This is a genomic window from Candidatus Hodarchaeum mangrovi (genome assembly GCF_975850365.1).
The window spans coordinates 1-20,015 of the sequence record NZ_CDLCQJ010000086.1; the positions used below are offsets into that span (position 1 = coordinate 1).

A 20,015-nucleotide genomic window follows, 5' to 3' on the forward strand; every position below is an offset into this window, starting at 1 on the left:
AGGCAAGAAGAAGTGTAATTAATGGATGAAAGATATTATCAGCAAAGTACCAAGGTAAATCCTCGAAGAAATCAAAGACTCCCCAAGCAATGGTTGGTAATAATGGGAATAATAATGAAAATTCATTTATTGTAAGAAGAAATACCACTCCTATGATATAAGTCCCTACTAATCCTGAAATATACCCCTCTATGGTTTTTTTTGAAGTAAATGGAAGTCGGTGAGTACCTATACCTTTACCTATAATTGCTGCTATCGAATCACCTAAAACTGTTGCAACTAATGCTAACTCAGCAACAATAATAGAATAAAAAACTTCTACACCGAGGATAATTAATAACCATATAGCAGTAGTTAAGACATAATTTGCAGGTTCTTTCTTTTCAGAGGGCCGTGTAATAAAATTTATCCACATATTAGGATTAATTTTTAATCTATATATTTCCATTGGTACAAAAAAGCATAGAACTCCAAGTAAACACATTTGAATCAAGCTTAAAGGAAATTTTAAGACATGGTAGCCAATCGGAATCAATAAAACTGATAAATGTACCGCTTTACGTGTTACTTCATTCAAAATATTGAAATTATCATTAGACTTATTTGCATCTTGGTTTCTAATGTCCATAAAGAGCACCTAGTTTAAAATCACACGACTTCAGGAGTTTTCCCCCTAAAAAATTGAAATCGATGGTAATCAATTGGATTTAGTCTTTTTAGTAAAAACTGAAATAACTTTTCTGCTTTCTCTTCCGCTTCACATACAAAAATATCAAGAGAAAGGTAATCCCATTCAGGCCATGTATGAATATGAGCGTGGCTTTCAAGTAAAATTGCAATGACTGAAACACCGTATGGAAAAAATTCTTTTTGGAAAATTTCTTCCTTTTTTAACCCACTAATGATAATTCCCTCAATTAATAAAGATGTTAATAAATCTAAATTTGTTAGATATTCTTTTTTCACCCCATAAAATTCTGCAATGATTTGATAGCCAATTGTAGGTAAATCTTTTATTTTTTTCTCATCAGAAGTGTATATTTCTTTTAAATAATCTCCAAATTCATATTTTCGAATTTTTTGAGGAACACGATCAATAATATAGAGATTAGAACTATTTCCGAGAATGGTTGATCCTAAATATTTGTTAAAATCTCTTAAAAATTCTTCTACAATAAACCCATGTTGGAGTAATAATTGTTGACATTTCCAAGTATCATGAGGGGTTTTAAATCCGAATGAAAGATATCCCCTGCCTTCTCCAGTTTTTAAAAGATTTATAGCTTGGTTTAAAAAAACCTCAAATCCTGAAACAGTATAGGGCGGGTCTGTTTCAAAGACATCAAATTTGTTAACCCATTCTGTGGGAAATGAAGAACGAATATCCCATTTCTTCGCAGTTAAAACATTTTTTAAATCATTTTGAGCTGCATAATGGTTTATAAAATTTACAATACGAGAATCAATATCTAATACAAAAATTTCGCGTGCACACCGAAGATGAGCCAAAGCGATGGAAACCCCATCATCATCACCCAGAATCACGATTTTTTTCCCCTCTACATCCCCTTTTTCAAGCATCAATAAAGTTCTTTTTATAACGGTCTCTGGAAGACTGCGAGATTGATCTAAACGATAATCTGGATCAGGTCTTTTTTTCAAATACTCAATAACTGGTTTGAAATATTCTAAATACTTAGAATCAACATTCAATGTTCTCATATTAATAAATTCATCAAAAAAATCAGCAGAAAAGCGTAATCCTAATGAATTTTCAACCCATTTGATACCCTCATTAGATATTTGGTATTTGGATATTAAAAAATTTGATTTCATTAATTCTCCTTTAACTGCAGCTAAAACGGGAACAGGTATTCCAGAAAGACGTGAAAATACTTTATTTGAAAGTTTCTCATCTCTATATCGGTACAAAATTTTAACGACACGCTCCACACCCTTAGCTCCTTCCTCTAAATTAGCTTTACTAGCTATTTCGTTAAAAAAGGTTGTTGGTTGGTTATGATGCATATCTAAAACCTAATTCCAAGGCACCTATTAAGAAGGCAATTGCCCCAGTCCATAAGGCACTGCGAGTTAAAGATCTCGCTTTTTTACCCTTCTCAATTGACGGATTATTATATAACATTATAACAGTAAAGAGAAGAAGAGTAATTGTAACACTCATAAATAGTAAATATAAAAGGCTATTCTGGAATTTAATGAATAAAGGCAACGGAGAAATGAAAATTACAATGATAAAAAAGAATGAAGCAAGTTGTACAGCTCTTTTGGGACCATAAACAACTGCAAAAGTACGGGAGTTTGCTGCGCGATCACCCTCTATATCCATAATACCTTTGACTAATTCCCGACCCACAACCCCAAAAAAAGTTATTCCAGCCATAACAAAAACAAGAAATATAGTACCCTTATCTTTAGCTTCCATAGCTATCAATGCAAGTAATGCTGGAGCTGTATCAGAAATTGCAACAGTAATATTACCTAATATCCCTCTTTCCTTTGTCCATAAGTTATAAGAAATACCCAAAAAGCTGAATAAAATAACACCAAGAACAACAAGTATATTGTTGGTAAATAAAAGGTAAGAAATCAAGATTCCTAAAGCAATCATAGATAAAGCTAAAAAAAGGACAATATTGGGATTTAAATTAGGATTACGAACCAAAGGGCGATCCATTCTACTGTTAATACGGTCAGCTTCATAATCATGGTAATCATTAATTACCATGGAAGCCCCGACAATAAGAAAAGGGATAGTAAGTCCTAAAATAGTAATTGGCCAATATTTTGGAGTTGAAAAGAGTGATAAAATATTCATTTGCTCTTCGACTATTACAACAATAGCACCTGAAGTAAACCCAAATAAAGCTCCCATTATCCCTAAAGGAAGTCTGGTCAAATCATAAAAATCATGTAGAATGGTTTTGACTGACAAATTTTCTTCAAGACTCCATAATCAAACTTTATCTCTCAATATCTCCACGAATAAACGCTTCAACTCTCTCACGAGCCTCGAAATCAGGTATTTGGACAGGAGGATGTTTGAACGCATAGGAGGACATGGAAATTAATGGACCAGCTACATTACGATCAAGAGCTATTTTAAGTGCCCGAATAACATCAATCATTACTCCTGCAGAATTGGGACTATCTATCACGCTTAATTTCACTTCAATTGAAAGAGGTTGATCACCAAATTTTCTACCTTCCAATAACAGATAACATATCTTACGATCTTCTAGAAATGGGACATAATCAGATGGACCTATGCGAGTTGGAACATCATGTGGCATAAGAGATGTAACTGCTTCTGTTTTACTAATTCTTTTAGTCTTCAAGCGTGATTCAAATTTCATATTCTCGAAATCGGTATTTCCACCAACATTAAGCTGATAAGTTTTATCAATTTCAACTCCACGATCAAGCATTAATTTAGCTAAAACTCTATGGAGTATTGTTGCTCCTACTTGGGATTTTATATCATCTCCAGCACAAGGAAGACCTTTTGCTTCAAATTTCTTTGGCCATTCTTTACTAGGATCTGAAACAATAAAAGTAGGAATACCATTAGCAAATGCAACATCAGCATCTATGCATGCCTGTGCATATACTCGAGTAGCTTCCTCACTCCCTACGGGAAGAAAATTGACTAAGATGTCTGATTTTGTTTCTCTAAGTATCTCTGCAATGTTTATTGATTTCATTTCAGATTCAGAATAACAATGAAAAGATTCTCGCATGTGAGGAGCAACCCCATCCAAAATTGGGCTTGGATAAACCATTCCTTTTATCTCGGGAACTTCTGAAAATTTCGGTGTGCAATTTGGGGGCATCCAAATTGCGTCACTTATCTTTTTACCAATTTTTTCTTGATTAACCTCAAAAGCAGCAACAAATTCTAAATCCCGAACATGATAATCACCAAACTTTACATGCATTAAACCAGGAACCCGTTGATCTTCTTTTTCATTGCGATAGTAATGAGTTCCCTGAACTAATGCGGAAGCACAATTACCTAACCCAGCGATTGCCACTCTAATTTTACCCATACGCGTTTTCAACTCAATTAATTTAATTATAACTATTATTTTCAAGAATGATATTGCAAATAAGTATATTTTTAAGACTGCTAAAGTTTTTTCCAAAACCTTTCTGAACATCCCTCTTCTGATTTTTCAGACGGTCCTTAAATTAGATATCATAGAAGTTTTTCGGTGCTTATATTAGTTAAAATTTTTTATCCTATCTTGAAAGACTCAATTTCAAAGATGATATAATTCAAGAGGAATCTTAAGAATTCATCCTTTTATTATGTTATTTGATACAATACACTCATAATAATAGCTCAAATGGATTTTTGAGTTTTTGATGAATTTTTATCTTCTTCCCAAAATAATATAGAATCCAAAAACATGCAGGACAATATGAAGTATAGAAATCACCTCTCTGAAAGGCCTGTATTCTATCTTCTGCAACTTTATCAATTACATCAAGTCTATGCATATATCCAATCCCCCCACCACAACATTTATGTGGGATATCGATTATTTCATATCCTGATTTCTCCAAAACTCGGTTAAACTGAATATCTACTCCAGGAAAACCACGATACATCAACTGACAAAGATGTTGAACACCTACTTTCCCCTTTCTTCTTTTTTCAGAAGGTTGAAGATAATCAGTTATAAACACAAATTCAATATTACTATCTTTCTTATAATGAGCATTAAATACAAAATAACAAGCTGGGCACGTACAAATGATTTTATTATACCCTTTAAAAATTTCGAGATTTTCTTTTTTACTCCTTTCAAATTCAGAAAAAGCACCAGAAACATAAAATGGGTATCCACAGCAGATTTCTTTATCTAATATTGTAAAATCAATATTTTGTTTGAGTAAATATTTAATCGAATCAGTTGTATATTGAGGAACACGGATTGTGGAAAGACAACCCATATAGTAAAGAGTATCACTTTTTTCTGGAATTCCATCTGGCCTTTTAATACGCATTTCTCCAGATAGATAAGGAGTACGATTAGCCTCGAAATTATGTATCATTCTATCAAGCCCAGTAATAGTATTACCATCGTCTAAAAATTTCTTATTTAGGTGACATCTTTCTTCAGAAGTTTCACATGCATTACAATGAACACAGTTCAATAATTTCAATTCATACTCTTGATTAAATGAATATGTATCTTTAGTTTTCAATAACTCATAAATCTGTTCATTTTCTAAAAAGTTATTTGGTTCAACTTCTTTTGTAGGACAATTGTACTTTCTACTTGAGAAACTTCTTCTTTTTCCCATTTTTTGACCACCAGAGATCTTTTTTTTTCTTTAGGATGGATTTATGTCTATATTAACAATGTAATAAATGCTTCTTCAAAAGTAATAAAACCTATTAAAAAGAATATTCTAACCTTGATAGGAATTACATCATAATTGCTAGCTGGAATGTGATATTTAATTCAATATCACCTAGATTTAGTCAAATTTTTCTCAACTGTTTTAACAAAGCTCTTTAAGAAGGGTAAAACTCTCTCCATAAGATCAGTTCTCGTCCTTATTATAAGAAATAGTCCTAAATCTCCCGCTAAATCATCCACATAAAACATTATATCTCCAGAATTAATAAGAATATAATCCAATGAAGAATTTGAGAAGGGAATATCCTGAAAGGCTTTTAATGTTGATTCAAAGGCAACAATTAATTGAGCATTAAGACCTTCTAATAACATCTGATCTAAACAATCACCAGTAGAATAGAGTACTAATCCTTCTGAATCCACAAGCGAAAAGCATGCATGTAATTCAATCCCTCCAAAAATCTCCTCGATGAGACTTATCACTCTATGAGTTCCCATATTTAACCCAAATCCATAAGAGAACGTTCAATAGATCCTACCGCATTTTTTAAAAAAGGTAGTACTTTTTGCATCCTCTCTGTAGAAGTTTTTATAATAATAAACAAGTTTTCCTTTCCACGAAGATCGTCTATATAAAAAACAAAATCGCCTGAGTTAATTATTAAAGAATCGAGAACCTCATTAAAAGATTTTAATTTCTCCATGGTTGATTCAAAAGCCATTATTAAATAAGCGCTAATTGCTTCGAGAAGCCATTGATCAGCACATTCTCCTACGTTATAAAGGACTAAGCCGTCTGAATCGCATATAGATATACAGGCAGCGATATCAATGCCCTGAAAAGTGAAATCTATTATTTTAATGACATCTCTGACACTCATTTGATAAGATCCTCCAAAATATATCAATTAATGGATTTGACAATTACATCATTTGAAAAATCTTCATTCTAATGACTAGGCAGTTGTTTCTCTATTTCAAATTTCTTTTCTCAACCATATGATATTAATTAAAACTTAATAACATATACAATTAACAAATTTTGGATTGAATATCATCGAATTTACTAGAAACTTTCTTTCTCCTCTTTTGTTTGTGTCGAGAAAAAAATTTAATGTGAGAATTTATTCGATCAATATTCATTAAAAACCTCTGTGTTTAAGTCCTAAGGTGTCTTCTTCGATAAACATATCAATCAATAAAAATATCTCCCTAAATTTTTTATTTCTTGAATAGAAAAATTGGTAACATAAAATTTAGATAATTTCTGCATATTAATATCAAATCAGGAGCGTGTGTAAGAATTTTGGAATATAAAAATGATATTTCACTTGTTATCTGCGGAGCAGCTGGTCAAGGGATAGCTACAGTAGAAGAATTACTTACAGCAATCCTTAGAGTTGCTGGATATAATTCTTATTCTACAAGTGAGTTTATGTCACGAATAAGAGGAGGAACAAATTCAACAGTCATCCGAGTCTCTTCAAAACGTGCAACAGCTTTTCTTGATAGAATTGATGTGCTTATTCCCCTCAGTCCAGAAGCAATGAATCATGTAAAGGGTCGTATTAGCTCTAACACTTCAATACTAGCAGAAGAAACTAATATTGATGTTGAATTAGTTAAGAATCCTGAAAATATGATAAAGATTCCCTTTACTGACATAGCAATGGAAATAGGAGGAAAAATCTACTCAAATATTGTTGCAGTAGGAGTTTTAGCTGCTCTCTTCAAAGTCCCGGAAGAGTCCCCTATAGATTATATTAAGAATCGCTTTGCTCCAAAAGGGGAATCTGTTGTAGAAAAAAACATAACTGCAATAAGGAGGGGTTTTAAAATTGGAAAAGAACTATATGAGGCCAATAAAATAAGGATTACAGTTCCAACAGATAAATCAATAAGGAATAATGTTTTTCTTAGTGGAACACAATCAATAGGATTAGGGGCCATCGCTGCGGGTATAAACTTTATTTCTTCATATCCTATGTCACCTTCGACTGGTATTCTAGTTTTTCTCTCTCAAAAAGCTAAAGATTTTGATATAATTATTGATCAAGCTGAAGATGAAATCGCAGCTATAAATAAAGGTATAGGAGCATGGTATGCTGGAGCAAGAGCCATGATAACTACCTCTGGTGGTGGATTTGCTCTAATGACTGAAGGCTTATCATTAGCTGGGATGATTGAGTCCCCAATGGTCCTGCATATAGCTCAACGCCCTGGACCCGCAACAGGTCTACCAACACGAACAGGTCAAGAAGATTTAACACATGTAGTTAACGCAGCTCATGGAGAATTTGCCCGTGTAGTTTATGCACCAGGGACGCCAGAGGATGGTTTTTATCTGACACACAAAGCCTTTAATGTTGCAGATCAATATCAAATTCCTGTTTTCATTTTAACAGATCAGTTCTTTGTAGACTCACACTATTCAATTCCTAATTTAGATGTATCGAAAATTAACAATGAGAAACATATCGTTAAAACAGAATCTAATTATCGTCGGTATGAACTAACAGAAAATGGAATAAGTCCAAGAGGAATTCCAGGATACGGTGATGGAGTAGTTAATGTAGATAGCGATGAACACACAGAAGATGGACATATAACTGAAGATGTTCATCATTTAAGACCAAAAATGGTAGAAAAACGATTATACAAGAAATATAAACTTTTAATAGAAGAAGCTATAGAACCAGAACTTTTTGGTGATGAAAATTATGAAATATTAGTAATTGGTTGGGGCTCGAATTATAGTGTAATTAAGGAAGCATTAGAAGAGCTTAGAAGAAGCGATATAGCTTTTTTATACTTTAAACAAGTCTATCCGCTCAATAAAAAGTCATTGGAATATCTAAAAAAGGCACAGACTACCATTATGGTTGAAAATAATGCCACGTCACAATTTGGTAAGTTGTTGCAATCAGAATTTAACTTCAGGGTAAATAAACAGTTATTGAAATATAATGGAATGCCATTCTCAGTAGAAGAGATAAAGAAATACTTGGAGGAACTTGCATAAAGGAGTTGAGATGATGAACGTCAGTATTTTTGATATGCCCTCAGAAACAGATATAGCATGGTGCCCAGGTTGTGGTAACTTTAGCATTCTAAAAATAGTGAAACAAGCATTAGTAGATTTAAATATTAAACCTGAAGAATTAGTTATGGTCTCAGGTATAGGTCAAGCTGCTAAAACGCCTCATTATCTTAAAACAAACATCTTTAATGGTTTACATGGTAGAGCAATAGCATCAGCTATGGCTATTAAAGCTGCCAATCCAGACCTTACTGTTATTGTAGAAAGCGGTGATGGCTGTTCATTTGGTGAAGGTGGTAACCACTTCATTCATAATATTCTTCGAAATCCAAATATTACCCATCTAGCCCATAATAATATGGTATATGGCTTAACTAAAGGACAAGCCTCTCCCACAAGCCAATTCGGGTTCATAACACCAGTTCAAGTTCAAGGAGTAAAAAATGAACCTTTTAATCCTATTGCACTAGCAATTGCATTAGATGCTTCTTTTGTAGCACGGGTGTCCATAACCGATCAAGAAAAAGCCAAAGAAATAATAAAAATGGCTATTAAAAATAAAGGATATTCTTTTGTTGATATTTTACAACCCTGTGTTTCTTTCAATAAAGTCAATACTTGGAAATGGTTTAAAGAAAATTCATACTATTTAGAGGATACTCATGATTCAACAAATAAGATAGAAGCGTTCAAACGTGCTACTGAAAAAGGAAAATTGCCTTTAGGTGTCTTCTTTAAGCATTCTAAACCTTGTTTCGAAGATTATTTACCAATTTATCAAACTAACAAGGACCCTTTGTATAAGCGGGAAGCAAATTTACCAAAATTGGAATCCCTTATCAATTCAATGCGAAAATAGGCTATATTAATACTTCAAGCATTATTATGCAATTTCAATCTTAAAGGATTTTTGACCTCCAAAAAAAGAACTAAAATCCTCTAATAATCTCTATTAAATGTGACAATACAATATTCAGTACAATTTCTAATTTATCAATGAAGAAGCAAAATTGGAGCATTTAAGAAGAAGATTCCTTGTCTTTTATTGGCAGAAAATTCTCATCATTTGTTGAATTGATCTGTTTAGACTTATTTCCCATTATTTGTTTTTTTTCTAAGATTCGAAGGCCAATAATTGATTCTTTGATTAAATAATAACTTAAATAAATGAGTCCTACCCCTAAAAGTGAAGCAATAGCTGTTGAAACAGTTAAGGGAATAGGATCTAAATTAATCTGTGAATTAAATAAGGTTGTCACTATTCCATCAATATTTATTCCAGAAGATGTTTCTAAATAAACATCCAGGATACGACTAAAATATAATGCCCCAATTAGATAGGAAGAACATCCTAAGAGAATTTGTATCCCGTAAAACGCAAAATTTTCCATTCTCTTCGTCATAATTGTTTCAAACCTGCTTTTTTGACTTTAAATTTGCCTTGATTATGTATTGAAGGAAGAAAACTTTCATTTTTATAAACATAATCAGGATAAAAAAGATTTATCATCTTCTAGGTTATTATAGCTCCAGAAAAAAGAGGAGATTGATTACTTTTTATATTATCTAGAATTTGAAAATTCAAACGAAGAGGTGTATGTTCAATATTTTGATAATCTTTAATATTCAGTCTAATAGAACTTTGAGAATTTATAGGTATTTTATCCTCAAAAACGACTTTTTCGGTACCACTTGAAAGTAATTGAGTTATAAGAGTTATTAATACAACTAAATCACTCCTATTGTACAGTTCAATCATATTGTTTGAAACACTAAGAATTTTAACCGATTTGCTAAATTGATATTGGATACCTTCTTTGAGTGCTTTTAATTCTCCTTTATTGAAATGAGGCCTGTTAGAATTTAAAGCGGATAAAACTGGTATAAAATCAAAATTTCTAAGAGAATTGCATATCTGAATAGGGAGAGAATCCTGTAATAAATCAGTTTTATTACAATAATGGGAATAGGGAATACCCAAGATATTAGATAAGAATAAAAATGATGTTTTTCTTGATTCTTTATATAAATGACAGAAAATTTCTACAAGGCCTTCAGAAATTCTAAGATCTTGAGGTAAAGAATATTCGAACAAGCCTATAATGTCTGAAGTTTCCCAATTCTCTGTATAATATTCCGAAATTCGATAAAGAACTTTAAAAATTTCTTTTATACTCAAGTGATTCCATTTTGCGAATTTTCGTGAAATTGAATCTAGATCTCCCTCTGTAATTTTCCCTCTAAATTTTGGAAACTTGCTAAGCAGAAATCGAATTAAAAAACCTGAAATTTTGGATTCTCGTTCCATATTTGATGGTAAAAAGAACAATAAGCAATAATAGGTAAATAAAAACGATTTTTCAAAAGATTTAATAGGAATCTCGATAAACTTACCATCAATTGCGGTCTCATCTATACCAGTTCTCTCATGATCAACTCCACGGATTAATGGTCTATTTTTACGTGTTTTGGAAGGGATTTCGAATTTCTTAGCAAGATTTTCCCAAAAAAATTTAAATTTCAAGTCTAATTCTGAACTAGATTCAGCTAAAGTCTTAGGTTTTTGAATTGGAGGATAACGACTTACTTTTTTCGATTTTGATTTTATTTCTTTATAAGCAGCTTCAAGATCATCCATAAATGATTGACCATCTATAATTACTCCTTCTTGATTAAAGCTATACACCCTTAACTCATTTTTCCAGCGAATCAGTGCAAAATAAGATAATCCCTCGGTCGTATGAAAAATTAAAGATGGAAGATTAGGTAATCCTTTCTTTACTATTATTCTTTCTTTTACTCTCCTCAACTCACCCCAGTCTGCTTTTTTTTCAGCAACTTCTAGCTTGATAAAAGACATGATTTCTTTCCGAAGATTTCTTCGTGTCATCATCAATCACTAGTGTTTGGTTGATTTTAAAACCCATTGATTAAAAGAAGAATCCTTTTCAAGGAATTCCCACTTGATGGAGAATGCTTATGGTCTCCATTCAAATTAATCTTTATGGTCGACTTGGAACTAATCTGGGAACAAATATCAAACTAGATTTTCTAGAAAACACCAGTCCAACGATTCGACATGTAATAACAAAACTTATTGAAATGGATCCAATCCTAAAAGATATCTTGCTAAAAAATGATAAATTAAGTCAAGGAACAATTCTGTTGATAAATGGACATATAATGAATCGATCAGAGTTAGGTTTGGATACTCCACTGAAGGAGGAGGATCATGTCACTGTTGATAAACTTGGATTTATAGAAATTGTTGGTGGAGGTTCAGAAGAGAAAAAATATGACTACTATTAGGTGAATGGAACATGCAGAAAATTATTGGTCAACCTATTCCTAGAAAAGATGCTTTTGAAAAAATCACAGGAAAGGCGATTTTTACATTTGATGTTAATAATATCCCACATTTACTTTATGCGAAATTTCTAACCTCACCATATGCTCATGCACGAATTATAAATATTAATACATCAGATGCAGAGAAAATATCTGGTGTAAAAGCAATTGTTACGGGAAAAGATTGGCCTGTTAAAATTGGTCTGTATGCAGGAGATCGCGACATCCTCGCATTTGAAAAAGTTCGGTGGGTGGGACAACCCGTGGTAGCGATTGCAGCTACAACAGAGAAAATCGCTGAAGACGCATTACAAAAAATAAAAATTGACTATGAACCATTACCAGCAATAATTGATCCAGTTAAAGCAAAAGAATCAAGGAAAATTCTTGTCCATGAAAAAATGAATGAATATGAACATTCGCCAGCTTTTAATCCAATAGCTGGAACTAATATCGCCAATCACTTTAAATTACGTAAAGGAAACATAGAAAAAGGTTTTTCCGAAGCAGATCACATTATTGAGAATACCTATACCATGCCCCAAGTGTCTCATTCATATATGGAACCAATAGTCTCCCTTGGTCATTATAAACAAGATGGATCAATCGAGGTTTGGTCCTCAGCACAATCACCCTTTACTGTAAGGAACCTTTTGGGGATTACTTTTGCTATTTCGACTTCAAAAATCACTGTTCATTCTCCATTCATAGGAGGAGGTTTTGGTGGAAAAGCAGGCTTAAATTTCGAGCCTCTGGTTGTTCTACTATCTAGGAAAGCAGGAAATCTTCCTGTGAAACTTACATTAAATCGTGAAGAAAATTTCAAAAGTGCTCCTATCAGAGTAGGTATGGTTGCTACAATTAAAAGTGGAATTAAGGGGAACGGAAGGATTATTGCACAGGAAATTGAATACATTTGGGATTCAGGTGCATGTGCTGACTATGCAGTTAATGTAGGCCGAGCTGCAGGATATGTTTCAATTGGTCCTTATGATATTGAAAATATCAAATCTGATTCCTATACTGTTTATACAAATAAACCTTATGCAACGGCTTTCCGAGGTTTTGGACATATGGAGCTGCTATGGGCAATTGAACGCCAAAATGATCTGATTGCAAACAAATTAGGAATAAGCCCTGTAGAGTTCCGTTTATTGAACACATTAAAACCAGGAAAATCATATACTGCCAACCAACAAAAACTAAGAGTGGATGCAGGAAGTGTGGATGAATGTTTGGAAAAAGTTTGGAAAGAATTATTTGACCATAAATCTCCTCCTCCAAAAGAAAAACCATGGTTGTTCAATGGAATAGGTATTGCTTGCTTTATGAAAGGCCCTGCTCAACCTCCAAATAGCGCATCTTCAGCATTTGTTAAATTTGATGAAAATGGAGGTATTTTTATTTCTGTTGGAACTTCAGAAATGGGACAAGGAACGATCACCTCATTAAGTCAAATTGCAGCTGAAGAACTTGGATTACCTATTGAAAAAGTAATAATTAGTGGAATTCGGAATACTGATTCAGATGCTTATACTTGGCAAACAGTTGGATCACGATCGTTATTCATGGATGGAAATGCTGTAAGAAATGCATGTCTTGACGCCAAGAAACAAATTTTTAGTATTTCAAGTCAAGTGCTAAAGGTCCCTATCTCTGAATTGGTTTTAGAAAATGAATTAATTTTCTCTAAAGGGGAACCTTGGAAAAACTTAAGCCTAGCAGAGGTTGTGATGGGATACATGTTTCCATCTGGTGAGTCTATTGGGGGACCTATTATAGGAAGAGGTTCTTATATAGCAAAAATGACGATATTGGATCCTGAAACAGGAGCAGGGAATCCTGCAATCTTTGAAACATTTGGAGCTCAAGGTGTCGAGATTGAATTAAATGGTTTAACTGGTGAAATCATTATCAAACGATTGATATCTGCTTTCGATGTAGGCAAAGCAATTAATCCTTTACTTTGTGAAGGCCAGATAATTGGAGGTAGTGTAATGGCCCTTTCTCTTGCTATGAATGAAGAATTAAAGTATAACGATGAGGGGATGCTTCTCAATCCTAACCTTGTTGATTATGTCGTTGCTCGCTCAGGTGATGTCCCAAAAGAATTTATTTCATTCTTAATTGAGAATCCGCAACACGATGGTCCTTTTGGAGCAAGAGGCATTGGGGAATTGACCATGTTAGGAGTTCCCGCTGCCTTAGGAAATGCTATTCAAAATGCAATTGGGGTATCAATTAATGACCTCCCTTTAACTGCAGAGAATATCTGGAAAGCAATTCTTACTCAAAAACCTGAGCTAATTCAACAATTAAAAGAAAAAATCTTGGAAGGCTAGAGATGAATACAACTATTTCCTACACAACTTTGCCAGAATTTGAGTTTGTGTCTCCAAATACTCTTAAAGAAACTTTATCTTTACTTAATATTCATCAATCAAATGCAGTAGTCTTAGCAGGGGGTACAGACCTTTTACCCGAACTTCGTCATAGGATAAAACAACCTAAATTGATTATCGATGTTAAAAACATACCAGAGTTAAACGAACTGAATTTAAATGATAAATTCCTTACTATAGGAGCTGCCGTTCCTGTAACAAAAGTACTAACCCTCCCAAAATTAGATTCACTCTTTACTGCATTGTATCAATCACTACAAAATTTCTGTGATGAGATTCTTCGAAATAGAGCCACAATTGCTGGAAATATTGCCACTTCTTCACCAGCTGCTGACAGTGCTGGTCCATTACTTGTATTTGATGCAATAATAGAAATACAGTCTATAAAAAAAGGAAAATGCACTGTTAAAATTGAAGATTTCTTCAAAGGAGTTAAACAAAATTGCTTGGAACCTGATGAGCTTATTACAAAAATCAGGTTACCTATACCTGAAGAGGAAACAAAATCAGCCTATCTTAAAATGAAAAGAGGAGTGGAAGATATAGCACTCGTAGGTGTTACAGGAGCTTCAAACAGGACGAAAACATTGTTTGCTTATACAGCAGTAGCTTCTACACCTATCTTAATAGATGTTTCAACAATTCTGTCAAAGAATCGAAATCAAACCAAAGAAGATCTATTTCAAATCATATGGAAACAAATTCAAGCAAAAATTCAACCAATATCAGATGTACGCTCTGGAAAGGATTATAGATTTCATATTGCTGAAATATATACAAGAATAATACTACGGGAGTTTCTCAAATGAAAACATCGATTAATTTAATAATTAATGGTTCAAAAATAGAAGTTTCGGTGTTACCGAATGAAACCCTTCTTGATGTACTAAGAAATAAACTTGATATTAAATCTGTGAAAGCTGCATGTTGGCAAGGAGATTGTGGACTCTGCACTGTCTTATTAAATAGAACTCCAGTTAAATCCTGTTTGATATTAGCTATAGAAGCAAAAAACTCAGCGATAACTACTGTTGAAGGTTTATCTGATGGAGAAAATCTATCTAATCTACAAAAAGCTTTCATTAAAAATGGTGCAGTACAATGTGGATTCTGTACTCCTGCATTTCTTCTTATGAGTTATTATTTAATATCAAAACGGAAAATTTTTTCCCGCTCCGAAATAGAACACTCCCTTAATGGAATTATTTGTAGATGTACAGGATATAAACAAATCGTTGATAGTATCTTAGATGTTCAAAATCTAGGACATTAATACTTTGATGGATTATTCCATTTAATTTCCTATAAATTAATTTCAATTAAAGCAAGGAGTTATTGAAAAATCTTCAATGGCAATCTTTGAGCAGAAAGAACACTGAATTATTCATATACTTCTTTATTTGACCTATGTTAAAATAGGTTAAATCCAATTTCTATAAAATTATGATTGCTTGAAACCGATTAAATAGAAAGATTAAATTGAACTGTTTATTCTCTAATAATAGGGTTAGATAATGTCAAATCCTGCTGTACATTTTCCTTTTCTCTCTAGATCTAATCTAAATGCTCAGAAAGCCTTATCAAATTTGAATCCAGCCAATATTTTTACTTTTGTAAATGAAAAATTTAAAATTAATACCCAAATTTATCCAACACTATTAAATAAATCATATAAAGAATTATTTCCCATCTTAGAACAGAAAACCCATTTAATGGCAATTTCAATACAGGTTCATTTATCTGAAGCATTAGAATATTTAGCTGGTATTCGGTTATCACAAAGTGTTCTTCAATTTCGAGGATTTTTATTAAATTTAGAACGAGTGATGAACGAGCTATTTATTTTACATTGGTTTTCTTATTTCATCAATGATAGGAGATTGAATGAGCAAACGTATAAAGCATACTCCAAATTTTCAACTATGCTTGAAAAATACTGGGATAACCTTTCACCTAGAAACATCATCTGTCCAGGAGGTATTAAAGAACCACAAGTTACAATTGATTCAAACAAAGTGAAAGGATTGTGTATTAGACTCATTAACTCTTTTCAGAAGTTTATAAGAAGGATGGAAAAAAATAAAATATATGCAGAATTTTCACAGGTGAAAACTCCAACTAGTGATCTATTAAAAGAGTGGGGAATAAGTGGTCCATTAACAAGGACAGTTAATATTCTACCATATGGAATCAATCTTCATACTAAAATAAACACTTCAACGAAATTTCTGCAATATGCTTATGACAATAATAATACACTTCAAAGTCTCTTAAAAGTTACCTATTCAGAGCTATTTCTTTCTTTGAATAGAATGGTTTCACTAATATCAGAGGATTATAAATCAGAAGAAATTAATTTTCCCAATATAATTAATGGGGAAGTTACATCAACCTTTTTATTTCCCCTTGGTGAGGCACATTTGACTTTAAGAATAGCAGATAATAATATAACTTATTTTAATTATCTATTCCCATATATCAGTAATCTATTTGGTTTTCAAAAAATGCTTGAGAATTATGAAGAGAAATATAAGCCAATATTCTTATTATTTTTCAATCCTGAGGTAATTGTTTCAGGAATGGTGTGAAATTAACTTTGACACCCTCCCAAATAATGTTTTTATTATTTTGTACATTAATCTTAATAATTCTATTATTACTTTCACTAGATATTGTACTTCTTTCCAAGCTCTTTTCAAAAAACAAAAAAAATAAAGAAACAGGTTTATTGCAGGATATAATAAAAATTCAAGCCTTTATTACTACTAGACTGCAGGTAAACCAAAATTTAAAGCCTTTGGAGTCTATTTGTCCGACAGAGGCAATAAACTACAATTCAGATAACCATTCCATTCAAATCTCAAAAAATCTATGTTTAGGAGTCCTCTGTTTGCGTTGTATTGACTACTTCAACAAATAAGATCAAATCAAGATTTTGATAAATCTCTTCCATCTAATATGTTAGAAAAAATAGAAAGAAAGACTTAAGGCGAAATCCCTAATTCTTTCTCTTTTTTAGCAATATCTAATTTTGTTTTAACCACAGTATCAGGATTCAGGCTCATTGAATCAATACCGCATTCAACAAGAAAAGTCGCAAACTCCGGGAAATCACTAGGTGCTTGACCACAAATACCTATTTTCCTACCCTTTTCTTTGGCGATTTTTATAACTGAAGCAACCAGTCTCTTTACAGACTCGTTTCGTTCATCATAAATATGAGCCACAAGCTCGGAGTCACGGTCAAGTCCTAATGCTAGTTGTGTGAGATCATTACTTCCAATAGAAAACCCATCGAAAACTTCAGCGAATCCATCAGCTTGAATGACATTAGAAGGAATTTCAGCCATGACATATACTTCAAGCCCATTTTCACCCTGTTTTAGACCAGCTTCTGACATTACTTGAATGACTTTTCTGCCTTCTTCTACTGTTCTACAGAATGGAACCATAGTGATAACGTTAGTTAAACCCATATCATCTCGAACTCGTTTAATAGCTTCACATTCCATAACAAAGGCAGGTTTAAATGATTCATCATAATATCGAGAAGCACCACGCCATCCAATCATGGGATTACTCTCAGTTGGTTCATATAATTTTCCACCAATGAGATTTGCATACTCATTTGTTTTAAAGTCCGATAATCTAACTACAACATCATTAGGATAGAACCCTGCAGCAATACGCCCTAATCCCATGGCCAATTGTTCAATAAAGAATTCACGTTTATTAGGATAAGCAGCAGTTAATTCATCGATCTTTCGAATAATGTCTCGAATCTCAGGATCTTTATCAGCTTTTTTCTTTAATTCATCATAATGATAAAGCGCTAAAGGATGAATACCTATATATGAATTGATAACAAATTCTTCACGTGCTAATCCTACACCATCATTGGGAATCTGGCCTTGAACAAAAGCCTTCTCTGGGATTCCTACATTCATCATAATTTTAGTACGAGTTTTTGGCATAGAGTCTAATTTTATTACATCAATTCTAAAGGGGAGAATTCCCTCGTAAATAACACCTTCTTGACCTTCTGAACAAGATACTGTCACTTCCTGGCTGTCTTTGAGAATATCTGTAGCATTTTCTGTCCCAATAATTGCTGGAATGCCTAGTTCACGAGACACGATTGCTGCATGACACGTTCTACCACCTCTATTTGTAACAATAGCACTAGCAATCTTCATGATTGGTTCCCAATCAGGATCAGTCATATCAGTTACTAAGACTTCTCCTTTCTTGAACTCAGTAATCCGAGCAGAACTCTCAATAACATTCACTTTTCCGTGCCCAATTTTAGATCCAACAGCTTGACCAGTGACTAAAACCTTACTCTTTTCTTCTAATACATAAGTTTCAATTATATTAGCCTCTTTCTGGGAATGAACTGTTTCTGGACGAGCCTGAACAATATAGAGTTTCCCATCACCTTCGTAATCGCCATCACCATTTTTTGCCCATTCAATGTCCATAGCTTTTCCATAATGATCTTCAATAATTACAGACCATCTCGCCAGCTCTAATATCTCATCATCAGTTATACAATAATGTTGTCGCATCGAATCAGGAGTTTCTACATTCTTAGTTGGACGACGAAGATCAGATGTATAAATCATCATAATTTCCTTGGATCCTAATCTTTTTCCAATTATTGGACGTTTTCCATGTTTTAAGGTTGGTTTGTGAACATAAAATTCATCTGGATTCACCACACCTTGAACTACATTTTCGCCAAGCCCATAAGCACCAGTAATAAATACTGCATCCTTAAATCCTGATTCAGTATCAATGGAGAAAATAACTCCTGAAGCAGCAGAGTCAGATCTAACCATAATTTGGACCGCAATCGAAAGGTAAACGTCAAAATGACCAAATCCTTTATCTGTTCGATAAGAAATAGCACGATCAGTGAATAAACTGGCAAAACATGATTTGCATGCATCTAATAATGATTCTTCACCTCGTACGTTTAGGAAGGTTTCTTGTTGACCCGCAAAGGATGCATCAGGAAGATCTTCAGCCGTAGCGCTAGATCGAACAGCTACATCAACATCTGATCGTTCAACTAGTTCACAAAGTTTCTTATACGCCATCCGAATTTCTTGTTCCAAATCAGCAGGAAGATCGGCATATCGAATAATTGACCGAACCTTGCGACCTCTTTCTTGCAGATTCTTGATATCATGAGTGTCTAAGCCAGCAAGAGCATCACGAATAGATTTCTCAATACCAGCATCCTTGAGAAGATGACGATAGGCAGTTGCTGTTACTGCAAACCCATTAGGAATATTGACACCTTTCTCAGTAAGGAAATGATACATCTCACCCAGAGACGCATTTTTACCCCCTACAAGAGGGACATCCGCGATTCTGAGTTCATCAAACCATAATATGTATTTCTCATTTCTGCTTTTTGACATTGTTTACACACGTTTAGAATTTATTTTAGAATTAAAACTATTTTTTCTTATTAAAGACGATTTTATCTCCAAGGATTGGTATTTTCGTCAAATTAACGAGTCTGAATCTGACTTAATAAATGTAATTTTTAACAAAATTACAATTAAACCATCTAATTTATACAGTTGGTACAAAACTTTATTCCATCCCTTTACTAATTAATATTACAAAAAGATTTGATAATCTGTACTATTTTGGTCGCGTAAGAATAGTGAAAAAAGGGAAAAGAAAAAGATTAGATATGCTTATCTTATAGGTTTCTAAAATTCTTTCCTGCGTACTTGGCGTGATCTCCTAACTGTTCTTCAATGCGAATCAATTGATTATACTTGGCAAGACGTTCAGAGCGACAGGGTGCTCCAG

18 protein-coding genes are annotated in these 20,015 nt (G+C 33.2%); 7 read left to right on the forward strand and 11 right to left on the reverse strand.

Features of this window, described 5'->3' with window-relative positions:
• The 7 genes from ACWVCY_RS08205 to ACWVCY_RS08235 all read right to left on the reverse strand — a co-directional run.
• The coding region (locus tag ACWVCY_RS08205; RefSeq protein WP_455141935.1) for a diacylglycerol/polyprenol kinase family protein at positions 1–628 on the reverse strand (628 nt) is incomplete at its 3' end.
• 20 nt (positions 629–648) lie between these two features.
• On the reverse strand, positions 649–2,028 hold the full coding sequence (gene speD / locus ACWVCY_RS08210; protein ID WP_455141937.1) for an adenosylmethionine decarboxylase: 1,380 nt from the start codon (positions 2,026–2,028) through the stop codon (positions 649–651).
• Positions 2,018–2,956: a UbiA family prenyltransferase gene (locus ACWVCY_RS08215; RefSeq protein ID WP_455141939.1), complete on the reverse strand. Its 939-nt coding sequence runs from the start codon at positions 2,954–2,956 to the stop codon at positions 2,018–2,020. Before ACWVCY_RS08215 ends, speD begins: the two co-directional genes overlap by 11 nt.
• Before the next feature lie 28 nt (positions 2,957–2,984).
• Positions 2,985–4,070 carry an inositol-3-phosphate synthase gene (locus ACWVCY_RS08220; RefSeq protein ID WP_455141964.1) on the reverse strand — a complete coding sequence of 362 codons (1,086 nt, stop codon included), beginning with the start codon at positions 4,068–4,070 and terminating at the stop codon, positions 2,985–2,987.
• A 283-nt stretch (positions 4,071–4,353) separates the two neighbouring features.
• Positions 4,354–5,334, reverse strand: coding sequence for a heterodisulfide reductase-related iron-sulfur binding cluster (locus ACWVCY_RS08225; protein ID WP_455141941.1), 981 nt, complete (start codon positions 5,332–5,334; stop codon positions 4,354–4,356).
• Between the two features lie 167 nt (positions 5,335–5,501).
• Positions 5,502–5,891, reverse strand: a complete 390-nt coding sequence (locus ACWVCY_RS08230; RefSeq protein ID WP_455141943.1) for a hypothetical protein — start codon at positions 5,889–5,891, stop codon at positions 5,502–5,504.
• 2 nt (positions 5,892–5,893) lie between these two features.
• Complete coding sequence (locus ACWVCY_RS08235; protein WP_455141945.1) at positions 5,894–6,274, reverse strand: hypothetical protein; 381 nt, start codon at positions 6,272–6,274, stop codon at positions 5,894–5,896.
• Positions 6,275–6,696: 422 nt separating this feature from the next.
• Between ACWVCY_RS08235 and ACWVCY_RS08240 the strand changes: the two genes are divergently transcribed.
• Positions 6,697–8,415, forward strand: a complete 1,719-nt coding sequence (locus ACWVCY_RS08240) for a 2-oxoacid:acceptor oxidoreductase subunit alpha (RefSeq protein WP_455141966.1) — start codon at positions 6,697–6,699, stop codon at positions 8,413–8,415.
• 13 nt (positions 8,416–8,428) lie between these two features.
• A complete protein-coding gene (locus tag ACWVCY_RS08245) occupies positions 8,429–9,292 on the forward strand; it encodes a thiamine pyrophosphate-dependent enzyme (protein WP_455141946.1) in 864 nt (287 codons plus the stop codon).
• A 160-nt stretch (positions 9,293–9,452) separates the two neighbouring features.
• On the opposite strand, the gene ACWVCY_RS08250 is transcribed toward ACWVCY_RS08245, so the two are convergent.
• Both ACWVCY_RS08250 and ACWVCY_RS08255 read right to left on the reverse strand, forming a co-directional pair.
• Positions 9,453–9,836, reverse strand: coding sequence for a hypothetical protein (locus ACWVCY_RS08250; protein ID WP_455141948.1), 384 nt, complete (start codon positions 9,834–9,836; stop codon positions 9,453–9,455).
• Positions 9,837–9,946: 110 nt separating this feature from the next.
• The gene (locus ACWVCY_RS08255) at positions 9,947–11,323 is read right to left on the reverse strand and encodes a hypothetical protein (protein ID WP_455141950.1); all 1,377 of its coding nucleotides are present in this window, start codon (positions 11,321–11,323) and stop codon (positions 9,947–9,949) included.
• An 89-nt stretch (positions 11,324–11,412) separates the two neighbouring features.
• Here ACWVCY_RS08255 and ACWVCY_RS08260 point away from each other — a divergent pair, with 89 nt between their 5' ends.
• The 5 genes from ACWVCY_RS08260 to ACWVCY_RS08280 all read left to right on the forward strand — a co-directional run bounded on the left by ACWVCY_RS08260 (position 11,413) and on the right by ACWVCY_RS08280 (position 16,771).
• The gene (locus ACWVCY_RS08260; RefSeq protein WP_455141952.1) at positions 11,413–11,742 is read left to right on the forward strand and encodes a MoaD/ThiS family protein; all 330 of its coding nucleotides are present in this window, start codon (positions 11,413–11,415) and stop codon (positions 11,740–11,742) included.
• A gap of 11 nt (positions 11,743–11,753) precedes the next feature.
• Entirely contained in the window at positions 11,754–14,123 is a 2,370-nt protein-coding gene (locus ACWVCY_RS08265) for a xanthine dehydrogenase family protein molybdopterin-binding subunit (RefSeq protein WP_455141954.1), read from the forward strand.
• A gap of 2 nt (positions 14,124–14,125) precedes the next feature.
• On the forward strand, positions 14,126–14,992 hold the full coding sequence (locus tag ACWVCY_RS08270; protein WP_455141956.1) for an FAD binding domain-containing protein: 867 nt from the start codon (positions 14,126–14,128) through the stop codon (positions 14,990–14,992).
• Entirely contained in the window at positions 14,989–15,456 is a 468-nt protein-coding gene (locus ACWVCY_RS08275) for a (2Fe-2S)-binding protein (RefSeq protein ID WP_455141958.1), read from the forward strand. Before ACWVCY_RS08270 ends, ACWVCY_RS08275 begins: the two co-directional genes overlap by 4 nt.
• Before the next feature lie 241 nt (positions 15,457–15,697).
• Positions 15,698–16,771 (forward strand): hypothetical protein, encoded by a 1,074-nt coding sequence (locus tag ACWVCY_RS08280; protein ID WP_455141960.1) that lies wholly within the window; start codon positions 15,698–15,700, stop codon positions 16,769–16,771.
• Between the two features lie 396 nt (positions 16,772–17,167).
• Here ACWVCY_RS08280 and ppsA read toward each other — a convergent pair whose 3' ends face one another.
• Both ppsA and ACWVCY_RS08290 read right to left on the reverse strand, forming a co-directional pair.
• On the reverse strand, positions 17,168–19,612 hold the full coding sequence (gene ppsA, locus ACWVCY_RS08285; protein WP_455141962.1) for a phosphoenolpyruvate synthase: 2,445 nt from the start codon (positions 19,610–19,612) through the stop codon (positions 17,168–17,170).
• Positions 19,613–19,902: 290 nt separating this feature from the next.
• Positions 19,903–20,015, reverse strand: a 113-nt coding sequence (locus ACWVCY_RS08290) for a hypothetical protein (protein WP_455141968.1), incomplete at its 5' end; no start/stop codon positions are given.

Bases quoted from the DNA above. Each gene is read 5' to 3' on its own strand.
- speD (WP_455141937.1), bottom strand. From the start codon at position 2,028: ATGCATCATAACCAACCAACAACCTTTTTTAACGAAATAGCTAGTAAA.
- ACWVCY_RS08220 (WP_455141964.1), bottom strand. From the start codon at position 4,070: ATGGGTAAAATTAGAGTGGCAATCGCTGGGTTAGGTAATTGTGCTTCC.
- ACWVCY_RS08225 (WP_455141941.1), bottom strand. From the start codon at position 5,334: ATGGGAAAAAGAAGAAGTTTCTCAAGTAGAAAGTACAATTGTCCTACA.
- ACWVCY_RS08230 (WP_455141943.1), bottom strand. From the start codon at position 5,891: ATGGGAACTCATAGAGTGATAAGTCTCATCGAGGAGATTTTTGGAGGG.
- ACWVCY_RS08235 (WP_455141945.1), bottom strand. From the start codon at position 6,274: ATGAGTGTCAGAGATGTCATTAAAATAATAGATTTCACTTTTCAGGGC.
- ACWVCY_RS08245 (WP_455141946.1), top strand. From the start codon at position 8,429: ATGAACGTCAGTATTTTTGATATGCCCTCAGAAACAGATATAGCATGG.
- ACWVCY_RS08250 (WP_455141948.1), bottom strand. From the start codon at position 9,836: ATGACGAAGAGAATGGAAAATTTTGCGTTTTACGGGATACAAATTCTC.
- ACWVCY_RS08255 (WP_455141950.1), bottom strand. From the start codon at position 11,323: ATGACACGAAGAAATCTTCGGAAAGAAATCATGTCTTTTATCAAGCTA.
- ACWVCY_RS08260 (WP_455141952.1), top strand. From the start codon at position 11,413: ATGGTCTCCATTCAAATTAATCTTTATGGTCGACTTGGAACTAATCTG.
- ACWVCY_RS08265 (WP_455141954.1), top strand. From the start codon at position 11,754: ATGCAGAAAATTATTGGTCAACCTATTCCTAGAAAAGATGCTTTTGAA.
- ACWVCY_RS08270 (WP_455141956.1), top strand. From the start codon at position 14,126: ATGAATACAACTATTTCCTACACAACTTTGCCAGAATTTGAGTTTGTG.
- ACWVCY_RS08275 (WP_455141958.1), top strand. From the start codon at position 14,989: ATGAAAACATCGATTAATTTAATAATTAATGGTTCAAAAATAGAAGTT.
- ACWVCY_RS08280 (WP_455141960.1), top strand. From the start codon at position 15,698: ATGTCAAATCCTGCTGTACATTTTCCTTTTCTCTCTAGATCTAATCTA.
- ppsA (WP_455141962.1), bottom strand. From the start codon at position 19,612: ATGTCAAAAAGCAGAAATGAGAAATACATATTATGGTTTGATGAACTC.